This is a genomic window from Limnobacter sp. CACIAM 66H1, assembly GCF_001601825.1.
Lineage (GTDB): Bacteria > Pseudomonadota > Gammaproteobacteria > Burkholderiales > Burkholderiaceae_B > Limnobacter.
Genome location: NZ_LUJK01000035.1, coordinates 13,213 through 33,459 on the forward strand (window position 1 = coordinate 13,213; position 20,247 = coordinate 33,459).

Here is a 20,247-nt window from a genome sequence, read left to right on the forward strand (position 1 = left end):
AAAATCAGATATCCACTTCCACCAAGTTGCCCTTGTCTTCCAGCCAGGTGCGGCGAGCACCACTTTCAGTACGGCCCATCAGCATGTGCATCATGGCATTGGTTTCATCAACATCAAGACTGCCCAATGTAACAGGCAGCAAACGGCGTGTATCTGGATTCAAAGTGGTTTCCCAGAGTTGTTCAGCATTCATCTCGCCCAAACCCTTGAAACGGGAAATCTTGATATTCGCCTCTTTCACGCCTTCCTTGCCCAGCTTGTCTTGCACGGCATACAGCTCTGCTTCATCCAGACAATACAGCTTGCGCGCAGGTTTCTTTCCTTGTGCTGGTACATCAACCCTGAACAAGGGCGGGCGCGCTACATACAAATTCTTGCTGCGAATCAACGCTGGGAAATGTTTGTAAAACAAGGTGAGTAGCAGCACTTGAATGTGTGAACCATCGACATCCGCGTCGGAAAGAATACAAATTTTGCCGTAACGCAAACCGCTTAAATCGGGATTGTCATTCACACCGTGGGGGTCTACACCGATGGCCACTGCAATGTCGTGAATTTCCTGGTTGGCAAACAATCGGTCTTTGTCGGTTTCCCAAGCATTAAGCACTTTGCCACGCAGTGGCAATACCGCCTGAAACTCCTTGTCACGGCCCATCTTGGCTGAGCCGCCAGCAGAATCACCCTCAACCAGAAAAACCTCGTTCAAGGTGATATCAGTGCTTTCGCAGTCAGTCAGCTTGCCCGGCAAAATCGCCACCGATGAACTTTTTTTCTTCTCTACTTTTTGTGCCGCTCTGGATCGAGCCTGAGCTTGCTTGATTGCGAGCTCTGCAATCTTTTTGCCGTCTTCCACATGCTGATTCAACCACAACTCGAACGCAGGCTTGACCAGTGACGACACCAGACGCACTGCATCACGGCTATTCAAACGCTCCTTGATTTGCCCCTGAAACTGAGGGTCCAGAACCTTGGCAGACAGCACAAAATTCGCCTTGGAAAAGATGTCATCGGGCATCAACTTGATCCCCTTTGGCATCAACGAATGCATTTCACAGAAAGCCTTGATGGCCTGAAAAACCGCCTCGCGCAGGCCGGACTCATGCGTACCACCTGCGGAGGTGGGAATCAAGTTCACATAACTTTCGCGAACAGGTGCGCCTTCAGCCACAAATGCCAACGCCCATGCCGCGCCCTCGCCTTCTGCAAAGCCTTCATCGCGGAGTACATCAACACTGAGATCACCGCTGAACATCGGGGCCACCAGTTCACGGTCCAACAATTCTTCGCGTAAAAAACCGCTGAGACCATCATCGAATTTCCAGCGCTTTGCTTCACCGGTTTTCTCCGACACCAAGACCACTTCGACCCCCTTGAGCAGCACTGCCTTGCTGCGCAACAGGCGGTCCATCTCATTGAGTGGCAAGACGGCTGAATCGAAATACTGGGGATCTGGCCACACGCGTACGGTGGTGCCTTTTTTAGGATCACTGCTGGTTTGAGGGCGAACCTTCAAAGGTTCTATTACATCGCCACCACTAAACACCAGTGTGCCCACCTGCTTGTCGCGCACCGCACTCACTTCAAGCCTGGTAGAGAGGGCATTGGTCACCGAAACACCTACACCATGCAGACCGCCCGAAAAACGATAAGCACCACCATCGGCTTTGTTGAACTTGCCACCCGCATGCAAACGAGTGAATACGAGTTCAATGACGGGTACCTTCTCTTCAGGGTGCAAACCAATTGGAATGCCGCGACCCTCATCCTGTACCGACACACTGCCATCGGTATGAATAGTCACCGTAATTCGCGAACCAAAACCACCCAGAGCCTCATCGGCTGCGTTGTCGATCACCTCTTGAATAATGTGCAAGGGGCAGTCCGTGCGGGTGTACATGCCTGGTCGCTGCTTGACCGGTTCTAGCCCTTTGAGGACGCGGATGGACGATTCTTGATACTGGCTCATGACAACCTGAAAATTCAATGACCGCTTGATGATACCAATAATTTGTGTTTATTTCCGGCGGCACTGGAACCATCGGCAGCTATGCCAGCACTCATGACCAAGATAGGAAATTCGTAAAGCGTGGTTAGCACACATTCAGAGGCTGATAAAGCAGCGTGTCACCCCACACCCTATCCAAGGTGACACCTTCTTCACACTTTTTGCAGCCTTGATACGCTGTGGCGTTATTGAAACCATTCGCCAAGGCCGACCATGATTCCACTACCGTTTCAAGTAGAGAGGCTCGACATGAAACCGATTGCCCCCAAATTAAAGATCACCGCGATTCAAAGGTGCTCAAGGGCGAATCTGGAAACAACTCGCTCGGAGTTTGAATTGTTGGTTGCCAAGCAGGAAAAGCGGTTGCGCAACTTCATCATCAAACATTTTCGTGATGAAAACGCGGTCGAGGATGTATTCCAGCAAACCTTGATCGAGGCTTACTGCTGCTGGGACAGCTTTCGAGGTGATGCAAAAAGAGCGACCTGGCTGTTTGGCATTGCACTGAATATTATTCGGAACACCGCGCGCCGCTCTCCACAGTACAAATTTCATTTCACCTCCGATGAGGATCTTGAACTGGAACAAGCAGAGGGATCAGACCCGATGCAACACTGCATGAAAAACGAGTTCAGCATCAAACTCGAATCAGCGATTGGTAATTTGCCCAACGATCTGCGTGAAACCCTGGTTTTGGTGGTTCAACACGGTAATTCTTACCAGGAAGCGGCAGATATTCTGGGTATTCCAATTGGCACAGTACGTTCCCGAATTTCACGGTCACGCGCCCAATTGAAATCAATCTACGACCTGTACATGGACTGATGAACGCAAATTTGGCAACCCGATATGGGGCACTCAACAAGATTCTGGAATCACTGGGAATGACTCTCAGCGACACTGAGCAATGTGCCGGTGAAGGTGGCTATCGAATTGATTTTGAAAAGAACTTCACAATTGAGTTGCAACACCTTGGCGGCTCAGATTGCAGGGTAAGTGCAAGAATATTTAGTTTGGGGAAGTCGTTACAGGTTCAGGAAAACCAAATTAAACTGGCCTTGGCCCTGTTTGGTGAACTGAAAAACGACATGCCCGATGGTGTATCAACTGCGATTTCAAACCACGACAACTGCTTGCGCCTGTGTGTTGAAATTGTGAGCGAGAACAAGGACATCATCATGTCTCAATTTCAAGACTTTGTTCATGTGGCATTTGCCTACAAACAAACCTACTTTCAACACAAAGGCATGACCTAGGGCAATCAGCCTCAGCTTTGTGCAACCTTGACCCGGTCGGCTAGAACAGCCTGAATCCACAACTCACACTTCTCTTTTGCGTCCAGCACATTGTTAGCCGACATGCGTCTGGAAACAAGAAGCTTGGAATATTCAAGTTCGAAAATACAGGTTTGCTCGAGAGACTTTGCTAGCCAACGCTGCGACAACCAATCCCGTAGACAGTTACTTTCATAGTTGTTTAACACCAGGGTGGCCTGAAACTCGGAAGGACAGGCCCATGACTGCGACAATTCGGCATGCCCCAAACCTTCAACAAGTTGATCGTTAATCAAAAACCACTTTTCGGGAGAGTTTTGTAGCATGGAATTCGCGAGGGACTAAACCACACCAGCGGTGTCGCTGTGGATTTGTTGCGCGAGGGTACGGGGTGTGGAAAGACCCGGGAAGCGCTGCAAAGAGAGAGGCTTCATGGGGCGAGCTTTGAGTTCGGAGAGAATGGCCTTGAAAGTGGTACGCGCAGCAGAAATTGACGGATTGGCTGCACTGCCCGCTTGAGTAGCTACAGACTGTATTGGCGGAGTGTTTGGATTGATCATCGCTTATGGTTACAGGCGCATTGCCGATAGACGTCGTTTCATGACAATTGAGTGGCTTTGTCTTCAGATTGGTTCCCGGTTTTATCAAGCAGATCGAAACGTTTCATGCGGTAATACAGTGAATGCAAGGGAATACCCAGGCTTTCACTGGCCAGGCGTGCGCACCCGTGATGTGTATGCAGCGTTTGAATCAACACTGCCTTCTCAAAAGCCAGCAAACGTTGTTTCAAGCCCAAATTGGCCTTGCTGTGCGTTGCCACACATGGTGTGTCCAACCCGATGACATGCCGCTGCGCGACTGCATGCAACTCGCGTACATTGCCGGGCCATGGCCGGCTCAGCAACTCGTCAATGTCCTCAAGTTCAAGGTGCGGCACCTGCAGCTTGAACTGGGCTGCGACATCGATCAGGAAATGCCGATACATCGGAACAATGTCCTCAAGTCGCTCAGCCAAAGCAGGAATTCGAACCTGCGACACACTGAGCCTGAAGTGAAGGTCTTCACGGAATTTGTACTGTTCGACCAGGGTTTCAAGTCTGGTTTTTGTCGAAGCTATCACGCGAAAAGCCGAGTTGTAGAAGACATGTCCGCCCAAGCGAATTGCGCCGCGATATTGAAGGGCATTCAGTAACTTGGCTTGACAGGACAATGGCAAGCTGTCTATTTCATCCAGGTACAAGGTTCCATTGTGCGCAAGCTCCAGCTTTCCTGGCCTGTCTTTTTGTGCACCAGTGAAGGCACCTGCCGTGACCCCAAATACCTCGGATTCAAAAAGCTGCTCGGGCAGTGCAGCACAGTTCACATGTACAAACTCCCCTTTTGCACCAGAATTCGCGTGCAGCCAACGTGCGGCTGTGTCTTTACCAGCACCGGTGGGTCCAAGCAAAACGGTGTCGACGGGCAGCTGCTTCAGACGCTGCAATTGGGATACTGCATCGCGCATGGCTTGCGAACGGACAAACTCGTCGCTGTAAGGCCCCAGATTGCTGTTGGGCAATGGCTTTTTGCCAAAACGAAACGGTTTGGTTCGTATCAGCTTCTCGAGTACCTGAACCGCAGCCAAAGGACTGGTCGGATGTACGATTGATGCAAATATGGGAATGTCGTGGTAAACGTACTCTTGCCAGGGTTTCTCGATAAAACGAATGATCTGTGTTTCAGGCTTTCTGCCCTGGGCTTTGAAGTGCTCAATTAAATCGCCCAACTGCTCCAGGCCTTGATCAACCAGCAACCAATGCGCCGGCAAACTCCGTTTACCCAACAGGACAATCAGCGACAGTTCATGAACACTGGCCTGCATCAGCAAGGCAGCCGCTCGCAACCTGCTTTTGAGTTCGGGGGATTCGATACAAAGGGTTAACTCGGTCATTCTTTGAGTTTGCACAATCAAATGAATAAAACCCATTGTGAATGCTGCGTGCCCGCATTGAATCACCCCTTGGGATTAGTCAATGCTGTGATTCGGAGTAGCCCATTACCTCCACCCGCAGCATATCCCTTGCACGTGAAAGGCGGGAGCGCACTGTACCGATCGGCAAATCCAGTTCAAGTGCAGCATCCTGATAGGTCAATCCCTCAAGCAAAACTAGCTGAACCACTGTTTGCATTTTGCAAGGAAGCTGATCAATTGCGGATTTCAGGGTTTCCATTCTTTCCTGGCGCATCAGGGATTCTTCAGGTTCACACATTGAATCGGCAGGAATCATACTGATTTGCTCATCAAAATCGTCACCTTGAAATCGAAAACTGGTGTCACGGTAGCGAAAGTTTTTCACCAGATTCAGTGCAATGCCAAACAACCAGGTTTCTGGTTTGGACTCTCCACGAAAACTCGCCCAGTTGCGAAATGCAGCCAGGTGGGTTTGCTGAATAAGGTCATCCACATAATCCTCACGGCGCAGGTGTTTGCGCACGAAGTGGGTTAAACGCGATTGCTGCGACTTCAACAAGGCCTCAAGCGTGCAAAGTTGTGCCGCGGTCAGCGGTGTTGCTGTGTTTTCGTCAATACCTGAAACGGTGATTTCGAACTGCTGAACGTTTGCGGTGTGTTCCATGACCTGCCTCTGTTTGCTTGTGTGTGGTAACAAGCGTTGTGCAGTGTGCATGCCAGGACCATGCAAATTTCAAACGGTTGATTTCATGGCGTATTTATTGATTAACTCCCAACTCGTGTTGGATTTTTTCTAAATTTGGAAGGCTGGGCGAAGCAAAATCTCTAAATCAGCACAGGCTTGAGTACAGGCTGACTCCAGTTGCGGTGTAAAATGCGCTCATCTCGCGGTAGTACAATGGATAGTACGAGGCCCTCCTAAGGCTTAGATACAGGTTCGATTCCTGTCCGCGAGACCAGGCATAAAAAAGCCCCTGACTTGTCAGGGGCTTTTTCATTGGCGTGCTGGCTTGTTCAGCTGGCTTGCTCGGTCACAATTTTCCAGCGACCGTCTTCTTTCTTCAAACGCAATGTTTTGCGAACATTGTCCGAGTACTTGTCGGCTTTGTAGGCCTGGTCAAACTCGGCAGTGGCTTCTTCACCGTTGACCTGAACATTCAGGTTGCTGATATCGACCTCAATACTTGCCTTGCTTGCAATTCGGGCACGGCGCTGGCTTTCCCACTGCGCCCGGCTTTGCGCACCAGGCAACTCGAAGTTGGCCGAGTAGAAGCTGAGGTAGCCCTCCACATCGCGTGCACTCCAGGCTGCGGCCCAATTGCTGACCACCTCGGTTACCTCAACCTGAAGCTGGGCAGGGCTTGGGCCTGCCGGTGCTGCAACAGGTGCTGCGGGTGCAGCAGCTGTTTCCCCCCCCAGCAAGTCGTCTGCGGCGGGCGCAGCCGGATCAAGCATGGTATCTGCTGCTGGGTCCATGGCTGCTGCTGGATCTGCAACAGGTTCGGCAGCCGGTGCTGGTTCTACAGCCGGTGTAGGCGATTGATCCAGCACCGCCGGGCGAAGTTGATCCAGACCGAGGAAGTGACTGACTGGTTTCAGATTATCAGCGTTGTTGATCAAGGCTTGACCACCATAAGTGACGATCAACAGACCGATGAACAAGGTGTAAACCGGCAGTAACCAACGTTCATATCGGTAGTAGAACGGTTTGTGTTTGGTGTCCTCCGCAGCCTTATCCATTTCTGCTTCACCCACGACCTGCCTGGCGAGCAACTGGTTCAACGCAACTGGGGGTGATAGGTAACCCAATTCGAACGCAGTGATCACGATCATCCAGAAGTGAACCGGGTGAATACCATTGCTGTACGCAATTGGCGCCACAGTGGCCGACACAAGAATCACCGCACCGAACGGGTCCATCACCATGCCGATAAACACCATCATGAACATGAAGATAGTCAGCGCCATCCAGATGCTGCCCATCTCGGCGGGCACAACGCTCATCAAGCCAGAGCGTTCGATCATGCCACCCACGCTGATGGACAAGGCCATCAACATGATCAGCGCACCGATGTGACCAATCGTTTCAGTGGTGGCGCTACGCACCGCCATTTCCAGACCCTGATTCTTTTTCTTCTCCGCCGGAGTGTCGCCACCCACTTTGGTAGGACCACCACGCAGCTTGTCAAAAATAATCACGAACAACATGATCACAGGCAACATCACCGGGGCGGTAAATTCGTCAAGCTTGGTGTCCAGCAGGTACTCATAACCATACACCACCAACAACATGATCAGAATGTAAGGCGACACGGGTACCAAAGCACGCAGCGACTGTGGCAAGGCCTCTTTGGCTTTTGCACGTTCAGTCACACGCCCTTCAGCCTTCAGCAGCGCGATGATCATGAAAATGGTCGAGGTCAGGATGAATACAAACAGACCCCAGCCATACAGTTCGCTGGTGGTAACTTCTTTGTTCAGGGCTGCAATCACCACAATCAGCAAACAAGGGCGAAGTACCACACCCAGTGAACCTGACATGGCCGTAGCGGCTAAGGCAAAGTGGCGACGGGCGCCTACGGCCAACACCTCACGGTACACAATGGCACCGGCGGCAATCACGAACACACCTGAAGCACCCGTGTAGGCGGTGGGTACCGCAGCAGCCAGCAACACAATGTAGGTGAAGACTTCTGGCGGTAACTTCCACGGACGCAGAATGTCCATGAACAGGGAAACCACGCGGGTTTGCTTGAGCAACATACCAGCCCACAAGTACAACGCCAGGTTCAGGAAAATGCTCGACAATTCGGTGATTTGACCAAAATAAATTGCCAAACCTGCGACGTAATCGTCCATGAAGAAGTTGATACCGGCATTCAAGGCCATGAACGCATACAACGGGATACTCAACAGACCCATGCCGTAACTTCCGCCCTCCTCGGCCTGCGCCGGGATCTTCAGCACGTCTTTCAAACTGATGAAGGACAGTGCTGCGAACAGGGCAATCGCAATAATGCTGATCAGCGGATTTTCAACCGCCACACCCGAATCGTATTGAAGTTTCAGGTAGTAACTGGCCGAAATCGTCATCAGCAAGTTGGCACCCAACATCGCCAATGAATAGACCTGAAAGTCTTTCTTGGTGCGCGGTGGACGCAGGCTAATGTGGTGAAAATGCTTGGTGGTCGAGATGGCCGCAATTGCAACCATGATCAACAGAATTAATGGGCGGTTTTCCGTACCAAACTTGAAAATGCCAAAAAAGCCAGTTTCAATCTCACGGAATACTTCCACTTCAGGGGTAATCGCTTTGCTCACCCGCTCGTAAACAGCGAACCGCTCCCGACACTGATCTCGTGCGGCTTCCAGAGAAGCACGAATTTCATTTGGATCAATGGCTACATCACCAAACAACAAATCAAGATCCGATTTGGGTGCGCTTTCCGCATCGGCAACCTGTTTGGCCACCAGTGCATCAATGTCAGGGTTGGCTTCACAAGTGGGTGCAGAGGGATCGGCACGTAACAGGAAATACTGCACCTGGTTTTCGGGATCACCGAACATGCGCTCACCCAGCCGCAAAAGCTGGCCGTGCACCATCTCGCCGGTACCAATAATCAGGGTAAGCAACAACAGTGAGAAAATCGGAAGGCTGGACAGCCATTCAGATGGCGTGCGACCGAACCATTTTTTGCCGGCGGAACTCTGCATAACGGATCCTTATCAGCGTCAATCGATTGATTGACTGATCTAATTAGCTATTTAAGATAATAAAAAAGGGGCAACGGCAAGCCCCTTTACAGCCTAAGGCAAAGGTGGGCAAATAGGGCCCACCTTCATGATTACAGCTCAGTTTTTGTTGCACACTCAGAATCTGCACGGTTTACGCTGCAGCGAATCTGCTTCATTATGTTTAGCGCTTTGGGATCATAGGAACCACTTTTCGCCAATGCCACACGAGATTCGCGCAACAGGATGGTGTATTTCACAGAGTCAGCTGCTGGAATATCCATCCAAGCGCTATTCGGAATACCCTTCTCTGCGTTGGTGATGATTTGCATGCCAGCCGAGAACTTCTTGAACCAATATTCGCGAGACTTCTGGGCAAAACCTTCCGGGAACTTGGACTTATTGACGATCACCTGATAGGTCAACACGGCAACCGGGAAACGAACAATCGCACCAGCACTACCCAAACCTTTGTACAACTCCAGCGGTTTGTAAGCCGCGGCAGGTGCAGCGATGATGTCAACGGACCCGTTGTTGAACTTGGCACCAAAATTGGAAATGTCAGCAGACACGGGTGAAGCGCCTACTTTCGAAATCATTTCCTTTTGGGCCGAGTCGTAGTCAAATGACGCGATTTTCTTGCCAGCCAGTTTTTCCACCGAGTTGATGTCCCGGCTTTTCACATACAGGTAAGCAGCACCAAATGGAATAATGCCAGCCACTTGGTAGTTACCCTGTGTCATCAAGGCATCGGCCTTGTCACTGGCGAACAGCTGAATGGTGCGTTTGACCACTTCATAGCTCAGAGGCATGTCCACTTTGCCATCCTTCACTACAGAGGCGGCGCCAAGCGCATCGATTGAACCAGCGACTGAGTTGTAGGCACGTGTACGGAACGAGGTAGCCACCAGCATGTCGCACTGACCAGTCTTGAAGTTTTCAGAGGCAATTTTTTCATCTGTGAACGCTTCAAGGTGCAGGTCAGCACCAAAACCCTTGGCTGCAAGAACGTAATCTTTGCTCAGGTTGAATACATCTCCGCCAGCGCCGAGAATGTCGAACACACAAACTTTCTGTTTGGCCAAGGCCGGTGATGCAGATGCCATCAAAGCCAAGCCAAAGCCGGCGGTGATTGCTTTCATTTTCAATGTCATTGTCTGGTCTCCCAAAATTGTGTTTCTGCGCCCTGCACCAATTGCTAGAGACTGGTCAAGGCTTGCTGTGAGCAAAAACTTAGTTCAACAAGTCGTCCACGTTCATGCCTGCTGGCATCGCGGCTTCTTCATCCCAATATTTACCCATGCTGCCCACTGGGGTTCGTGTGCCTACGTTTTCCGACCAGTAGCGATCAGAAAGATTCAGCATGACCGCACCGGCAATTCCTTCAACCAAGGCATATTGTTCGCTTGGCTTGAAATCCTTTACGTTTGCAAACCGCTTGGTGGCGTCGCGGAAACGGGTTGTATCGCCCACGGCCAATGCGGACAAGCCGTACATCACATGGGACAAGCGAACGCCTTGACGTTCACCGATCAACATGGACAGGCGGAATGTGCCCCACACGTCTTTGCCCTCAGAGGCACCTGGCAAAATGCTCCAAACCACCGCACGGGCAGCGTTAGGAGCGCCCCACCACTTGGCATTTGAAATACATGTGAGCGCACGTTCGGATTTTGGCGCAATGTCGGTCGGGACGCCTACCATTTGCTGAGACGCGATGTCATTCACAACGGCTTGCAAGCCGGCGACTGTACCCAACAGATAAGTCAATTCGTCAAAATCACGCTCGAACTCAGGGCAGCCCTCGCCATATTCAAAGTTATACTTGTCCTCAAGCTTGTTGCGCATGGCTTCAAAAGCACGCAACTGCCGGCGAGCCGTAATCTCAAGCAAACGCTTTTGACCAATACGGGCGTCCTGGGCTTCTTCAATGTTGTTTTGCTTGGAAGCACGCAGATAGCGCAGTTCTTCCTCAACCGCGCGCTGTTCGGAACAGGCTGCGGAAGACACCAGCAATAGGGACTCGAGCAGTTGAGGGTCTCCGCCAAATGCACGGGTACCACCGGAGATCAGAGGAAAGTTGCCTGTAGCGAAACGACAGGCCATGTCGACGTCGTCGATTTCAAGCTGGGGGGGAATAATTCGGCGCTCAATCAGGTTGATTGCAAGGTTTGTAGCGCCTCTCTCTATGCTTGCGCATCCTGCCGCAAATACCACCACTCCCGAAATGGCCAGTACACGCCATACGCCAGCTTTGATCATTGATGTCTCCGTTGATTTTTCTTTTATACATTGTCTGGTCAATATTTGGATTTGACCTTTGAGTAACAAGGTTTGCGCACGATATTAAACCATGAAAAATTCACCCATCCAAGGGAAAGTAAACAGTTGTTAATAGAAGCGTCATTCTATTTGCCCCACCAAACCCGAAGAATGATGCCAAAACACCCCGTAATTGAAAGCAATAAATTGTTAAAAAGCGCGGAGAATGAAGAATCTCCATGTTGCCCTCTTGAAATTCATGATGCAGATTGACCTACCGGCAGACAACCCCGACACGGCGGCCAATGAACACTCAAGCAAACCCGACCGGATGAAGCAAGCCGTGAAGGACATGACGCCACTGAAGGGCAAAACCGCACTGGTTGTCGATTCTGCGCTGGCCACTCGCCGTGCCCTTCAGGACCAACTTTCCCAATTGGGGGCGAAGTCAGTTATTTTCGCCAGCTCAGTATCCGAGGTTGAACAGCATTTGGGTTCACGGGAATTCGCCTTGATTGTGTGCGAATACCAACTGGAGGGGGACCGCAACGGTCAACAATTGTTGGAAGACCTGCGGGTGAACAAGAAGCTGGCGTGGTCTACCGCATTCATGATGGTGACTGGCGAGAGAAGTTACGGCAACGTTGTTGCAGTTGCTGAGTTTGAGCCTGATGATTACCTGATTAAACCGTTTACTGCATCCACTCTGTCAGATCGCGTGGTTCGAATATTCAACAGAAAAATTCGCCTGGCAGAAGCTTACCGTTCGATGTATGAAGAGCGCTTTCAAGAAGTGCCTGACATTTGCGAAGACCTGGAGTCCAAATTTCCCCAGTATCTGAATGAACTTGAACGCATGCGCGTCGAGTCGTTTTACAGGTCTGCCCAGTACGAAAAAACCGAACAGGAATTGCTTGCCAAACTTGAAAAAGCGCCCAAACCCTGGATGCAGCTGTTGCTGGCCAAAGTTAATCTTGAAAAAAAACAGTTTGAAGAGGCCAATGAACTGCTCAGTGAAGTGGTGAAAACCAACCCGGAATACCTGGCGGCGAGTGACCTGTTTGCCGATGTACTTTGGGAACAAAACCGCCCTGCAGATGCTTTGGATATCCTTGAAAAAATGGGTGCAAAAGCCTTGGCATCGACCACCCGCTTGCGAAAACTGGCGGACCTGGCCGTTCGGATTGGTGACAACACCCGCTCCAAGAACTACCTGACGAAAGTCATCGATCGCTCAAGAAACACTTCACTGTCACAGATCCATGATTACCTTCAGCTGTCCAAAATTTATGTGAAAGAGGGCCGCCATGAAGAGGCGGAAAAGCTGACTGCCAAAATGCGCAGCACTGTGAACTCAACCGAGCTCGACCTGGCACGTGCCATGATGGCCATTCAAAAAGACATTGCTGATGGGCGCGGTGTGAAAGCCAGCGACAAACTGGTCACATTTTTCGAGAATAACTCGGACGTCCTTCCCACGCTGGAACCTGAGACTTTGACCAGCTTGCTGGAATTGTGTTTTGCGGTAAACATGGACACCAAAGGGTATGAACTGGCCAGTCAAATTACCAAACACAAACCCTCCAAGGCGATGCTGGACAGAATTCGGGCAGCAATATCGGATTTCAAAGGCAATCAAGGCACCGCCAGCGATTAAACCATGGTGAAGAAGTTCGGTCAGGATTTTTGATCAGCGTGCTACAACGCCCAAGCGGCCTTGATCAATTCATCCAGATAAGCACCATAAAACTCGGGCAAACTGGCACCCAACAAAGGCTTGCCTGCCACCACACCCTTGGCATTGAACACCATCACCGTAGGTGAAAACTTCACATTCAACGGTCCAGCCAAGGACTTGCCAGTGTATTTGTTGCCGTCAAACCAGATAAAACTGCGTTTGCTGTCGGAAAAATCAATTTCGTAAACAAACACCCTGCCCTTGTAGACGGGATCGGTGTGAATGTGGCGAAGCGATTGTTGTCTGACTTTCTCGCAGTAGGCACAATCGGGCAAAGAAAACAAAACTACGACTGCGGGCGCCTGCCCGTGCTGAAGATTCGACGGAAAAGAAAGGGAGCCTCCACCCGCGCCAAACGCGGGCGAGAACCACGCAAACAATAAAAACAACCCTAATGCTTTCATGCAACTTAGACCACAAACCCCGGGTTGTCGTTCATTCCGATCAGCTTGGGTGTGTAAGGCACTTTGGTGGCCACTGTTTTCTTGTCTTTCAGGTAGGTTTCCACTACATCCCAAATGGGCGGTTCACCGTTGTTACGGGCTTCTTCGGCCACCGGGGCCCAACCTGCGACTTTGTAGGTTTTGGAAGCCTCAATGGGTTTGCCATTCAGGCGCATGTCGGAAATACGCTGTCCAGCCTCACCATTGGGGTTACAGGTGTAAGTCAAACCACCGACACGCACCATATCACCACCCTGCTGGTAGTAAGGATCAGGATTGAAGAGGTTGTCACACACATCCTCGAGTACGGTTTTGATGAACTCCCCCTTCATGTCTGTCAGGGTGGTGTTGGGATAAGTAATCGCAGTTTGATCCATCAGGTGCTCACGCGTGATGGTTTGACCTGGCAGCAAGGAAGTGCCCCAGCGGAACCCCGGAGAAAATGCGATCTCGGCGCCCTTCACCTCCATCAAGGCATCGACAATCAGTTGATCCCAACTGCCATTGAAGTTGCCGCGGCGGTACAGCAAACCCTCACTCACGGCCAAAGGCTCGCTGAGCTTTTCAATGTAGGGTTTGCGCACATTGCGCACAAAGGCATCCATGTCGGGATCGGCTGGCAGCATGTTCGAAAACACGGGCAACAAACGGTATTTGAAATCCCGCAACTTGCCACCTTGAATGTCCATGTCGAGCACACCGAGGAATTTACTGTTGCTGCCCGCATTGGTTACATAGGTGGTACCAGTTGAATTTTTCACAGGAATGGCATTGGGCACACCATCGTGAGTATGGCCGCCCAAAATGAAATCAATACCAGTCACTCGGCTGGCCATTTTCAGGTCAACGTCCATACCGTTGTGCGAAAGAAGAACCACGGCCTGTGCGCCTTTCGCACGTACTTCGTTCACAACCTCCTGCATGCTTTCTTCCTGAATGCCATACGACCAATCCTTTACAAAGTAACGCGGATTGGCAATTGGGCTGTAAGGGAAAGCCTGCCCAATAATGGCAACCTTGCACCCATTGATTGTTTTCATGACATGGCTGGGAAACACGGGGTCGCCAAAATCGGCGGTTTTGATGTTCTGCGCAATGATGTCGATTTTGCCTTTGAAATCCTTTTCAGCCACTTCAAGAATTCGATCTGAACCGTAAGTGCATTCCCAGTGCAAAGTCATCACATCCACACCCAACATTTTTGCAGCATCGACCATGTCTTGCGCATTGGTCCACAAGCTGGTGGCCGAGCCTTGCCAGGTGTCGCCGCCATCCAGCAGCAACGCACCTGGCCTGCTGGCCTTCATCATCTTGACCAAAGTTGACAAATGCGCGAACCCGCCCACCTTGCCGTAGTGCCTGGCCGCTTCCTCAAAATTCAGATAGGTGAATGCATGTGCCTGTGCTGAACCGGGTTTGATGTTGAAGGCTTTCAGCAAAGACTCGCCCACCAAATGCGGTGCTTTACCCAATGCATCCGCCACGCCCAGATTCACATTGGGCTCGCGAAAATAAATTGGCACCAACTGGGCATGACAATCGGTCATGTGAAGCAGGCTGGCATTGCCAAAAGGTTTCAGGTCGTACAGTTTTTCACCATGACCACCAGCCAGCACATGGGGTGAGTTGATCGTCATGCCAGCAGCCGAGGCAGCCGCCAACATGCCCATGAATTCGCGTCGATTCATCTGCATTGGATAGTTCGCTTTTCAGAGGGTTGCCCTGTGCCCGTTCAGGCACAGGTAATTTAAGCGTTTGGTGTTACTTGTTAACTGGCGAATCTGGTGCCATCAACAAGGCCATCACATCTTTCAACTGGGTTTCAGTCAAAATGCCCTCAGCCCCAAAACGTGGCATGTTGGAACATGCGTTGTAGGCATGCGAGTTCCAGATTTTGGCCCAGGTGTACTTCATGATTTCTTCCGAATTACCGCGCAGTTTGCCGTACTGGTACAGGGAAGGACCAATGTTGCCATACGACAATTCTTGCGGTGCCAGTTGGTGACAGGCGTAACAGTTGCCACCCGCAGCAGTGCCTTCCTTGTCCGAAAACTGGAAACCCACACCCGTTTGAGCAATTTTTTCGCCTGCTTTCCAGTCGCCCAGATATTTGCCATCAGCGGGATACTTCACCGCGGCCAAGGCCGCATTTTGCAGCTCGGTGCGTTTCGCATCAGGCAAACCGCCAGGTGCTGTCTCAGCCAATGAGCAGGCCTTCTGCAGCTCGGTTTGGTTCACGCGTTCAAGTTTGGCGATGCCCTTCTCCTTGAACGAGGACAACATAAGCTGATGAATCTCTTCATTGCTTGGCTCTGCCACGACAGATTGGCTGTCTGTGTTTGCGCAGGCTGCCAACATAGCGACCAGCAACAGCCCAGTTGAATATTTGATTGTACGAAGCATGTTTGTTCTCCTTGTTGTTAGCGCTTAAGCGAGGTGGCCTGCATGGTACCGCCCTCGGCTTTCACGCCAAGGAAAGTAATCAGGTCGATCGACGCTTGCGAGCCATACTTCAACTCGGGGAAACGTTGCTGACGGAAACAATCGTACATGCGCCATTGCATGGAACGAACCGCGCCCTGCGACACCCGGTAGGCCGGCCAAGCGGCGAATGCGGCTTGTGCAGGTTCGGGTTTGGTCAGGTTTGGCAAGCCTTGCAGGCGAATGCGCTGATCATCGCTTGCATGACAACTTGCACAGGAAAAATCGTAAGGGCCGGCACGGTAGAAGAAAATTTTCTCGCCACGAGCACGGGAGGCTTTCTCCTCGGGATGGCCTTGAGGAACCTTGATCTGAGCGCCACGAGATTGTGCGTAAACATACGCCACCAGCGATTCCATTTCGGTTGGTTTTTCACCTGCGCCTGAGTATGGCTTCTTGGTGACCTCGGCAATATCCCGACCTTGCAATGTCACCATGCAATGCACCAGGCGAGTTTCGACATCCATCACTTTGCCCGCATCGCCAAAGAAACGCGGCATTGCAGCGGCAACACCTTCTAGCTTGCCTGGCCCTGCACCCATATCGCATTGTTCAAGCGATGCATTCTTAGGACCTTGCGGCTTGCTCCACAGCTCTTCACCCCGCAGCTCAACCAACTCGGCCGGGTTTCCATCGGCCAGCATGTCCCGATATTCCTGAATGCCTTGCTCTGTTGTTTTCTGAGCGTGCGCACTCATTGTGAAAGACGCCATAGCGCCGGCGCCCACAAAGGCCACAGCGGCCAGCTTGGCCACTGTTCTTGCTGTTTGCCTCATCTCACACCCCTTCTTATGGTTATGAATTAATTGGAGATTACGCTACTTTCGTTTTGTCAGTCCGGGAATCACCCTTGTTGTCAGTCCATGTGATTTCGACTGTATCACCCACTTTGCCGCCTTTGAAAGAAAAGGACAGGAAGGGATTCTTCGACACCGCTGGGCCCCAATTGGCCATCAAAACCACTTTGTCATTGCACTTGGCCGTGACGTTTTGAATAAACCATGCAGGCACCAGGCTGCCATCAGAGGCCTTGCGCTGGCCTGTTTCCATTTCATGCGCCATCAACACTTTCACTTCCACTTCGTCGCCACTGGCTTTGGCGCGAATTTTCATTGGATCACCCATTTTTTTCTCCTGAATTTTTTAATTAACCGCCGCAACCGCCGAGGGTCACCTTGACCTCTTTCTTGGCAAAGTAGTATTTGCCATCGGCTTTCACCAGGGCATAAACATCGCTTGACTTGCCCATTTTGACGCGTGTGTTCACCTTTGCATCCGTGCCGGCAGGAATCATGAACTGGGCAGACAACATGGAGGGATTGTTGGCCACCAGCAAAGCCACTTCAGTGGTGTTTTTCAGCTTGCTGTCCGCACCCACTGGCACAACCGCACCGTTTTCAGCAATATCGGGAGCAATGACAGTGATGTCTTTGCTTTCCGTGGGCATGCCTGCACCCAGTGCCTTCATCAACTCGTCCAGCGACTTGGCACCGAAAGCTTTCTCGGGATAACCAGCAGCAGCAAATACCTCATTGGGTTTGATCAATCCGGCAGCAACTGCCAAGCCCAATACTGTCAGGCCTGAAGAAGCCTTCAGCATGGTGCGTCTGTTTTGGTTCATTGACTAACTCCTCCTAAAAATTCCATCAATCACTTCTTCTTGGACAAAAACCAATCAGATAGTGCATTCAAATCTTCTTCCGACAAATGCGACTGTGCCGGCATGGGCATCTCGCCCCACACACCGCTGCCACCCGCTCTGATTTTACCCGCAAGATAGGCTTTTGCATCGGCCTGGTCGGCATACTTACTGGCCACCGCCGCCACAGAGGGACCCAGTTTTTTGTTGTCTACACCGTGACAGGCCACGCATCCGTTGGCATTGAACAAGGCTTCCCCAGAGTGCGTGCTGATCTTGGGTGCGGCTGCAGTGCCACTGGTTTGCGCCACAGTAACCACACCACGCACCGGACCAACCAATCTGTTCTGATCTTTTAAATTGCCATGTGCATCACGTGCGTAATCAGGCAAAAAAGAAATGACTTTTGCGTCAGGTTTGCAGTTTGACATGCAACGCGGCTCTTTCACATCGGGTTTACCCGAGGGCAACCACATGCCATGGTTGGTTTGCATGCCATTTCGATTTGGCAATTTGGCTTGGGTTTGCGCCATGTTCTGGTCGCTCAACACAAAGTCATCGCCCACCACACCACCCATATTCAAAATGTAGGCTGTCACCGCATACACTTCTTCGGTGCTCAGGCTTTTCGGTGCAGTCCATGGCATCGCGCGATTGATGTAATCCCACAAGGTGGACAAGGTTGGGACTTTCATCAAGGTAGTTCGCTGTGGGGCCGAACCATCTTTCAATGATTGCACACGACCCTTTTTAATATCTTCCGCTGTGGTACCACCCACAATTGGTGTAAAGATTTCATTGCTTTCGCCAAACACGCCGTGGCAAGAGGCGCATTGCGCATCCCACACTTCCATGCCCTTGGCTACACTGCCGCTGCCTTTGGGCAATCCGACAAAATCGGGGCGAACATCAATGTCCCATGCTTTGACCTCATCTGAAGTGGCCACACGCCCCAAACCGTCAAACGCCTGGGCAGCTCCCGTTTTCCAAAGCAGCGAACACAGCAGCAAAGCCAACACAGCATGGCTGAGCAAGCCGAGCAATTTGATTCTGTTTTCCATCTGGCTCATGTTCACCCCACGTGCACGTTGTGCACTTCACCAGCGGCATCCACACGCCAACTTTGAATTGCATTGTTGTGATAAATGCTTTTGTCGTCACGCTTTTCACGAAGTGTTCGGTAGCTGGGCTGCACGTAACCGGTGCTGTCCACGGCCCTGCTTTGCAATAAGGCCTCACCTTTACCATCCCAAACCCAAGGCAGGTTGAAACGGGTCAGCGATTTGTCATGAACTGGGCCTTGCAATTTGGCGGTTTTCCAGCTTTTCCCGCCGTCAGTTGAAACATCAACCGCTGTAATTTTCCCTCTGCCGCTCCAGGCCAACCCGGTGATGTTGTAAAAACCGGGGCCAAGTAACTGTTGACCACCGGAAGGTGTGGTGATCACCGATTTGCATTCCTGAATCGACGTGTACTGTCGATGAGTACCATCAGGCATCAAGTCAACATAGTGAATGGCCTCGTCTTTAGTCCCGTAGGGTTTGTCACCCACTTCGATTCGGCGTAAGTACTTGACCCAGCTCACACCTTGCACACCTGGAACAACCAAACGCAGGGGGTAGCCGTTTTCTGGGCGCAGCATTTCGCCGTTTTGGCCATATGCAAGCAGCACTTCACCACTTTCGACCAACTCCATCGGAACAGTGCGGGTCATGGAGGAACCATCGGCGCCTTCAGCCAAAATGAAGCGTCCCTTCTTCAGATCAACACCACAATATTCCAGCACCTTGATCAGCGGCACACCTGTGAATTCGGAGCAACTCAACATGCCGTGGGTATATTGAACGGTAGGCACTGCAACATTGGCCCACTCCATACCCGAATTGGCGCCGCACTCAATGAAATGAACCCGGGAAACCGATTCCATACGCATGAGTTCATCCACGGTGAAAACCATTTGCCTTTTCACCAAGCCGTTGATCATCAAGCGGTGCTGAGTGGGGTCTATGTCCCACCAACCCTGATGGTGACGCTCAAAATGAAGTCCGGAAGGCGTAATGATTCCGAACAGGCCTTGCAAAGGGCAAAATGAAACAGAGGAGCCACCCACACGGGTCAGGCCCGGAGACTCACGGCGTTGAAGGTTTTTCTCATACTGCGAAGGCATGCCATATGGCATGGTGGCCACGGGTTGCCCAAGTCCTTTGCTGTGTTCAGGCAAATTCAGAATGGCCGGGTCGCCCTGCGCCGCCATGCCAAATCGGGGCGTGGCCAACACGGCACCCGCTGCACTGCTGGCCACGGCTGTGGCGAATGCTTTCTTGAAGAAACCACGGCGGTCAGTGTCGCTGGCACGGTTAATGAAAGCGATGTCATTACGACTGACAAAATTTTCCGGGGCTCGTCGAATTTGGCCCAACGGAGTGCCTGAAGGAATGTCAAACAACACAAATGTCTCCTGGATATGATTATTGTTGCCACATTGCGCCTTGTGCTTAATATTTATATGCGCATATGCTCATATCTAGAATTTACGCTCTAAGTTTCAGTGGCGCAAGGAGTTTGTGCCTAGGGTTTCCTCTTAGTCTTCTGCTCGGCCTTTTGCTCAGTTTTCCGCTTTCTCAGGCTGTCGTGGTCGATTTTGTAGTCGGGTTTTGAAATGCCCTGGCTTGTTGGGTCAGTGGGCAACACATTGTGAACTGCCTGGGCTCCCACCTTGGCC

Annotated in this window: 19 protein-coding genes and 1 tRNA gene; 4 read left to right on the forward strand and 16 right to left on the reverse strand. The window is 51.3% G+C overall.

The features are described from left to right. Positions 1–4: 4 nt before the first annotated feature. Positions 5–1,966, reverse strand: a complete 1,962-nt coding sequence (locus A0129_RS10785; RefSeq protein ID WP_291714876.1) for a DNA topoisomerase IV subunit B — start codon at positions 1,964–1,966, stop codon at positions 5–7. Between the two features lie 288 nt (positions 1,967–2,254). On the opposite strand from A0129_RS10785, the gene A0129_RS10790 reads away from it, so the two are divergent. After that, positions 2,255–2,830 (forward strand): sigma-70 family RNA polymerase sigma factor, encoded by a 576-nt coding sequence (locus tag A0129_RS10790; protein WP_168426957.1) that lies wholly within the window; start codon positions 2,255–2,257, stop codon positions 2,828–2,830. After that, complete coding sequence (locus A0129_RS10795) at positions 2,830–3,261, forward strand: hypothetical protein (protein WP_291714878.1); 432 nt, start codon at positions 2,830–2,832, stop codon at positions 3,259–3,261. Before A0129_RS10790 ends, A0129_RS10795 begins: the two co-directional genes overlap by 1 nt. A gap of 11 nt (positions 3,262–3,272) precedes the next feature. Here the strand turns inward: A0129_RS10795 and A0129_RS10800 are convergent, their stop codons facing one another. Genes A0129_RS10800 through A0129_RS10815 form a run of 4 tightly spaced genes read right to left on the reverse strand, consistent with a single transcriptional unit; the run spans position 3,273 to position 5,894 of the window. Further along, on the reverse strand, positions 3,273–3,605 hold the full coding sequence (locus A0129_RS10800; RefSeq protein WP_291714879.1) for a hypothetical protein: 333 nt from the start codon (positions 3,603–3,605) through the stop codon (positions 3,273–3,275). 15 nt (positions 3,606–3,620) lie between these two features. Then, positions 3,621–3,839 carry a hypothetical protein gene (locus tag A0129_RS10805; protein ID WP_291714881.1) on the reverse strand — a complete coding sequence of 73 codons (219 nt, stop codon included), beginning with the start codon at positions 3,837–3,839 and terminating at the stop codon, positions 3,621–3,623. A gap of 38 nt (positions 3,840–3,877) precedes the next feature. After that, on the reverse strand, positions 3,878–5,245 hold the full coding sequence (locus tag A0129_RS10810) for a sigma 54-interacting transcriptional regulator (protein ID WP_291714883.1): 1,368 nt from the start codon (positions 5,243–5,245) through the stop codon (positions 3,878–3,880). Between the two features lie 43 nt (positions 5,246–5,288). Next, on the reverse strand, positions 5,289–5,894 hold the full coding sequence (locus A0129_RS10815; protein WP_291714885.1) for a sigma-70 family RNA polymerase sigma factor: 606 nt from the start codon (positions 5,892–5,894) through the stop codon (positions 5,289–5,291). 220 nt (positions 5,895–6,114) lie between these two features. Here A0129_RS10815 and A0129_RS10820 point away from each other — a divergent pair. Then, positions 6,115–6,189 (forward strand) — tRNA-Arg (locus tag A0129_RS10820). A 55-nt stretch (positions 6,190–6,244) separates the two neighbouring features. On the opposite strand, the gene A0129_RS10825 is transcribed toward A0129_RS10820, so the two are convergent. The 3 genes from A0129_RS10825 to A0129_RS10835 all read right to left on the reverse strand — a co-directional run bounded on the left by A0129_RS10825 (position 6,245) and on the right by A0129_RS10835 (position 11,224). Next, entirely contained in the window at positions 6,245–8,944 is a 2,700-nt protein-coding gene (locus A0129_RS10825; RefSeq protein ID WP_291714887.1) for a TRAP transporter large permease subunit, read from the reverse strand. Between the two features lie 131 nt (positions 8,945–9,075). Then, positions 9,076–10,116, reverse strand: coding sequence for a putative solute-binding protein (locus A0129_RS10830; protein ID WP_291714889.1), 1,041 nt, complete (start codon positions 10,114–10,116; stop codon positions 9,076–9,078). Between the two features lie 79 nt (positions 10,117–10,195). After that, the gene (locus tag A0129_RS10835) at positions 10,196–11,224 is read right to left on the reverse strand and encodes a hypothetical protein (protein WP_291714891.1); all 1,029 of its coding nucleotides are present in this window, start codon (positions 11,222–11,224) and stop codon (positions 10,196–10,198) included. Between the two features lie 226 nt (positions 11,225–11,450). Between A0129_RS10835 and A0129_RS10840 the strand changes: the two genes are divergently transcribed. Continuing rightward, complete coding sequence (locus tag A0129_RS10840; RefSeq protein WP_291714893.1) at positions 11,451–12,881, forward strand: response regulator; 1,431 nt, start codon at positions 11,451–11,453, stop codon at positions 12,879–12,881. 41 nt (positions 12,882–12,922) lie between these two features. Here the strand turns inward: A0129_RS10840 and A0129_RS10845 are convergent, their stop codons facing one another. The 8 genes from A0129_RS10845 to soxC form a co-directional block, all read right to left on the reverse strand. Continuing rightward, positions 12,923–13,366, reverse strand: a complete 444-nt coding sequence (locus A0129_RS10845; RefSeq protein WP_291714895.1) for a hypothetical protein — start codon at positions 13,364–13,366, stop codon at positions 12,923–12,925. 5 nt (positions 13,367–13,371) lie between these two features. Further along, positions 13,372–15,099, reverse strand: coding sequence for a thiosulfohydrolase SoxB (soxB, locus tag A0129_RS10850; RefSeq protein WP_367189932.1), 1,728 nt, complete (start codon positions 15,097–15,099; stop codon positions 13,372–13,374). A gap of 67 nt (positions 15,100–15,166) precedes the next feature. Next, on the reverse strand, positions 15,167–15,808 hold the full coding sequence (gene soxX / locus A0129_RS10855) for a sulfur oxidation c-type cytochrome SoxX (RefSeq protein WP_291714898.1): 642 nt from the start codon (positions 15,806–15,808) through the stop codon (positions 15,167–15,169). Positions 15,809–15,825: 17 nt separating this feature from the next. Further along, positions 15,826–16,662, reverse strand: coding sequence for a sulfur oxidation c-type cytochrome SoxA (soxA, locus tag A0129_RS10860; protein WP_291714900.1), 837 nt, complete (start codon positions 16,660–16,662; stop codon positions 15,826–15,828). 37 nt (positions 16,663–16,699) lie between these two features. Beyond that, complete coding sequence (gene soxZ / locus A0129_RS10865; RefSeq protein ID WP_171098787.1) at positions 16,700–17,011, reverse strand: thiosulfate oxidation carrier complex protein SoxZ; 312 nt, start codon at positions 17,009–17,011, stop codon at positions 16,700–16,702. Between the two features lie 22 nt (positions 17,012–17,033). After that, the gene (gene soxY, locus A0129_RS10870; RefSeq protein ID WP_291714902.1) at positions 17,034–17,507 is read right to left on the reverse strand and encodes a thiosulfate oxidation carrier protein SoxY; all 474 of its coding nucleotides are present in this window, start codon (positions 17,505–17,507) and stop codon (positions 17,034–17,036) included. Positions 17,508–17,536: 29 nt separating this feature from the next. Next, complete coding sequence (locus A0129_RS10875) at positions 17,537–18,586, reverse strand: c-type cytochrome (protein ID WP_291714908.1); 1,050 nt, start codon at positions 18,584–18,586, stop codon at positions 17,537–17,539. A gap of 11 nt (positions 18,587–18,597) precedes the next feature. Next, the gene (gene soxC / locus A0129_RS10880; protein WP_291714904.1) at positions 18,598–19,974 is read right to left on the reverse strand and encodes a sulfite dehydrogenase; all 1,377 of its coding nucleotides are present in this window, start codon (positions 19,972–19,974) and stop codon (positions 18,598–18,600) included. Positions 19,975–20,247: the final 273 nt, after the last annotated feature.

Coding starts and splice junctions, on each gene's coding strand:
- A0129_RS10810 (WP_291714883.1), bottom strand. CDS start 5,245: ATGGGTTTTATTCATTTGATTGTGCAAACTCAAAGAATGACCGAGTTA.
- A0129_RS10845 (WP_291714895.1), bottom strand. CDS start 13,366: ATGAAAGCATTAGGGTTGTTTTTATTGTTTGCGTGGTTCTCGCCCGCG.
- soxY (WP_291714902.1), bottom strand. CDS start 17,507: ATGAACCAAAACAGACGCACCATGCTGAAGGCTTCTTCAGGCCTGACA.
- soxA (WP_291714900.1), bottom strand. CDS start 16,662: ATGAGGCAAACAGCAAGAACAGTGGCCAAGCTGGCCGCTGTGGCCTTT.
- A0129_RS10875 (WP_291714908.1), bottom strand. CDS start 18,586: ATGGAAAACAGAATCAAATTGCTCGGCTTGCTCAGCCATGCTGTGTTG.
- A0129_RS10815 (WP_291714885.1), bottom strand. CDS start 5,894: ATGGAACACACCGCAAACGTTCAGCAGTTCGAAATCACCGTTTCAGGT.
- soxX (WP_291714898.1), bottom strand. CDS start 15,808: ATGCTTCGTACAATCAAATATTCAACTGGGCTGTTGCTGGTCGCTATG.
- A0129_RS10840 (WP_291714893.1), top strand. CDS start 11,451: ATGAAGAATCTCCATGTTGCCCTCTTGAAATTCATGATGCAGATTGAC.
- soxZ (WP_171098787.1), bottom strand. CDS start 17,011: ATGGGTGATCCAATGAAAATTCGCGCCAAAGCCAGTGGCGACGAAGTG.
- A0129_RS10835 (WP_291714891.1), bottom strand. CDS start 11,224: ATGATCAAAGCTGGCGTATGGCGTGTACTGGCCATTTCGGGAGTGGTG.
- A0129_RS10790 (WP_168426957.1), top strand. CDS start 2,255: ATGAAACCGATTGCCCCCAAATTAAAGATCACCGCGATTCAAAGGTGC.
- A0129_RS10785 (WP_291714876.1), bottom strand. CDS start 1,966: ATGAGCCAGTATCAAGAATCGTCCATCCGCGTCCTCAAAGGGCTAGAA.
- soxB (WP_367189932.1), bottom strand. CDS start 15,099: ATGCAGATGAATCGACGCGAATTCATGGGCATGTTGGCGGCTGCCTCG.
- A0129_RS10825 (WP_291714887.1), bottom strand. CDS start 8,944: ATGCAGAGTTCCGCCGGCAAAAAATGGTTCGGTCGCACGCCATCTGAA.
- A0129_RS10805 (WP_291714881.1), bottom strand. CDS start 3,839: ATGATCAATCCAAACACTCCGCCAATACAGTCTGTAGCTACTCAAGCG.
- A0129_RS10830 (WP_291714889.1), bottom strand. CDS start 10,116: ATGACATTGAAAATGAAAGCAATCACCGCCGGCTTTGGCTTGGCTTTG.
- A0129_RS10800 (WP_291714879.1), bottom strand. CDS start 3,605: ATGCTACAAAACTCTCCCGAAAAGTGGTTTTTGATTAACGATCAACTT.
- A0129_RS10795 (WP_291714878.1), top strand. CDS start 2,830: ATGAACGCAAATTTGGCAACCCGATATGGGGCACTCAACAAGATTCTG.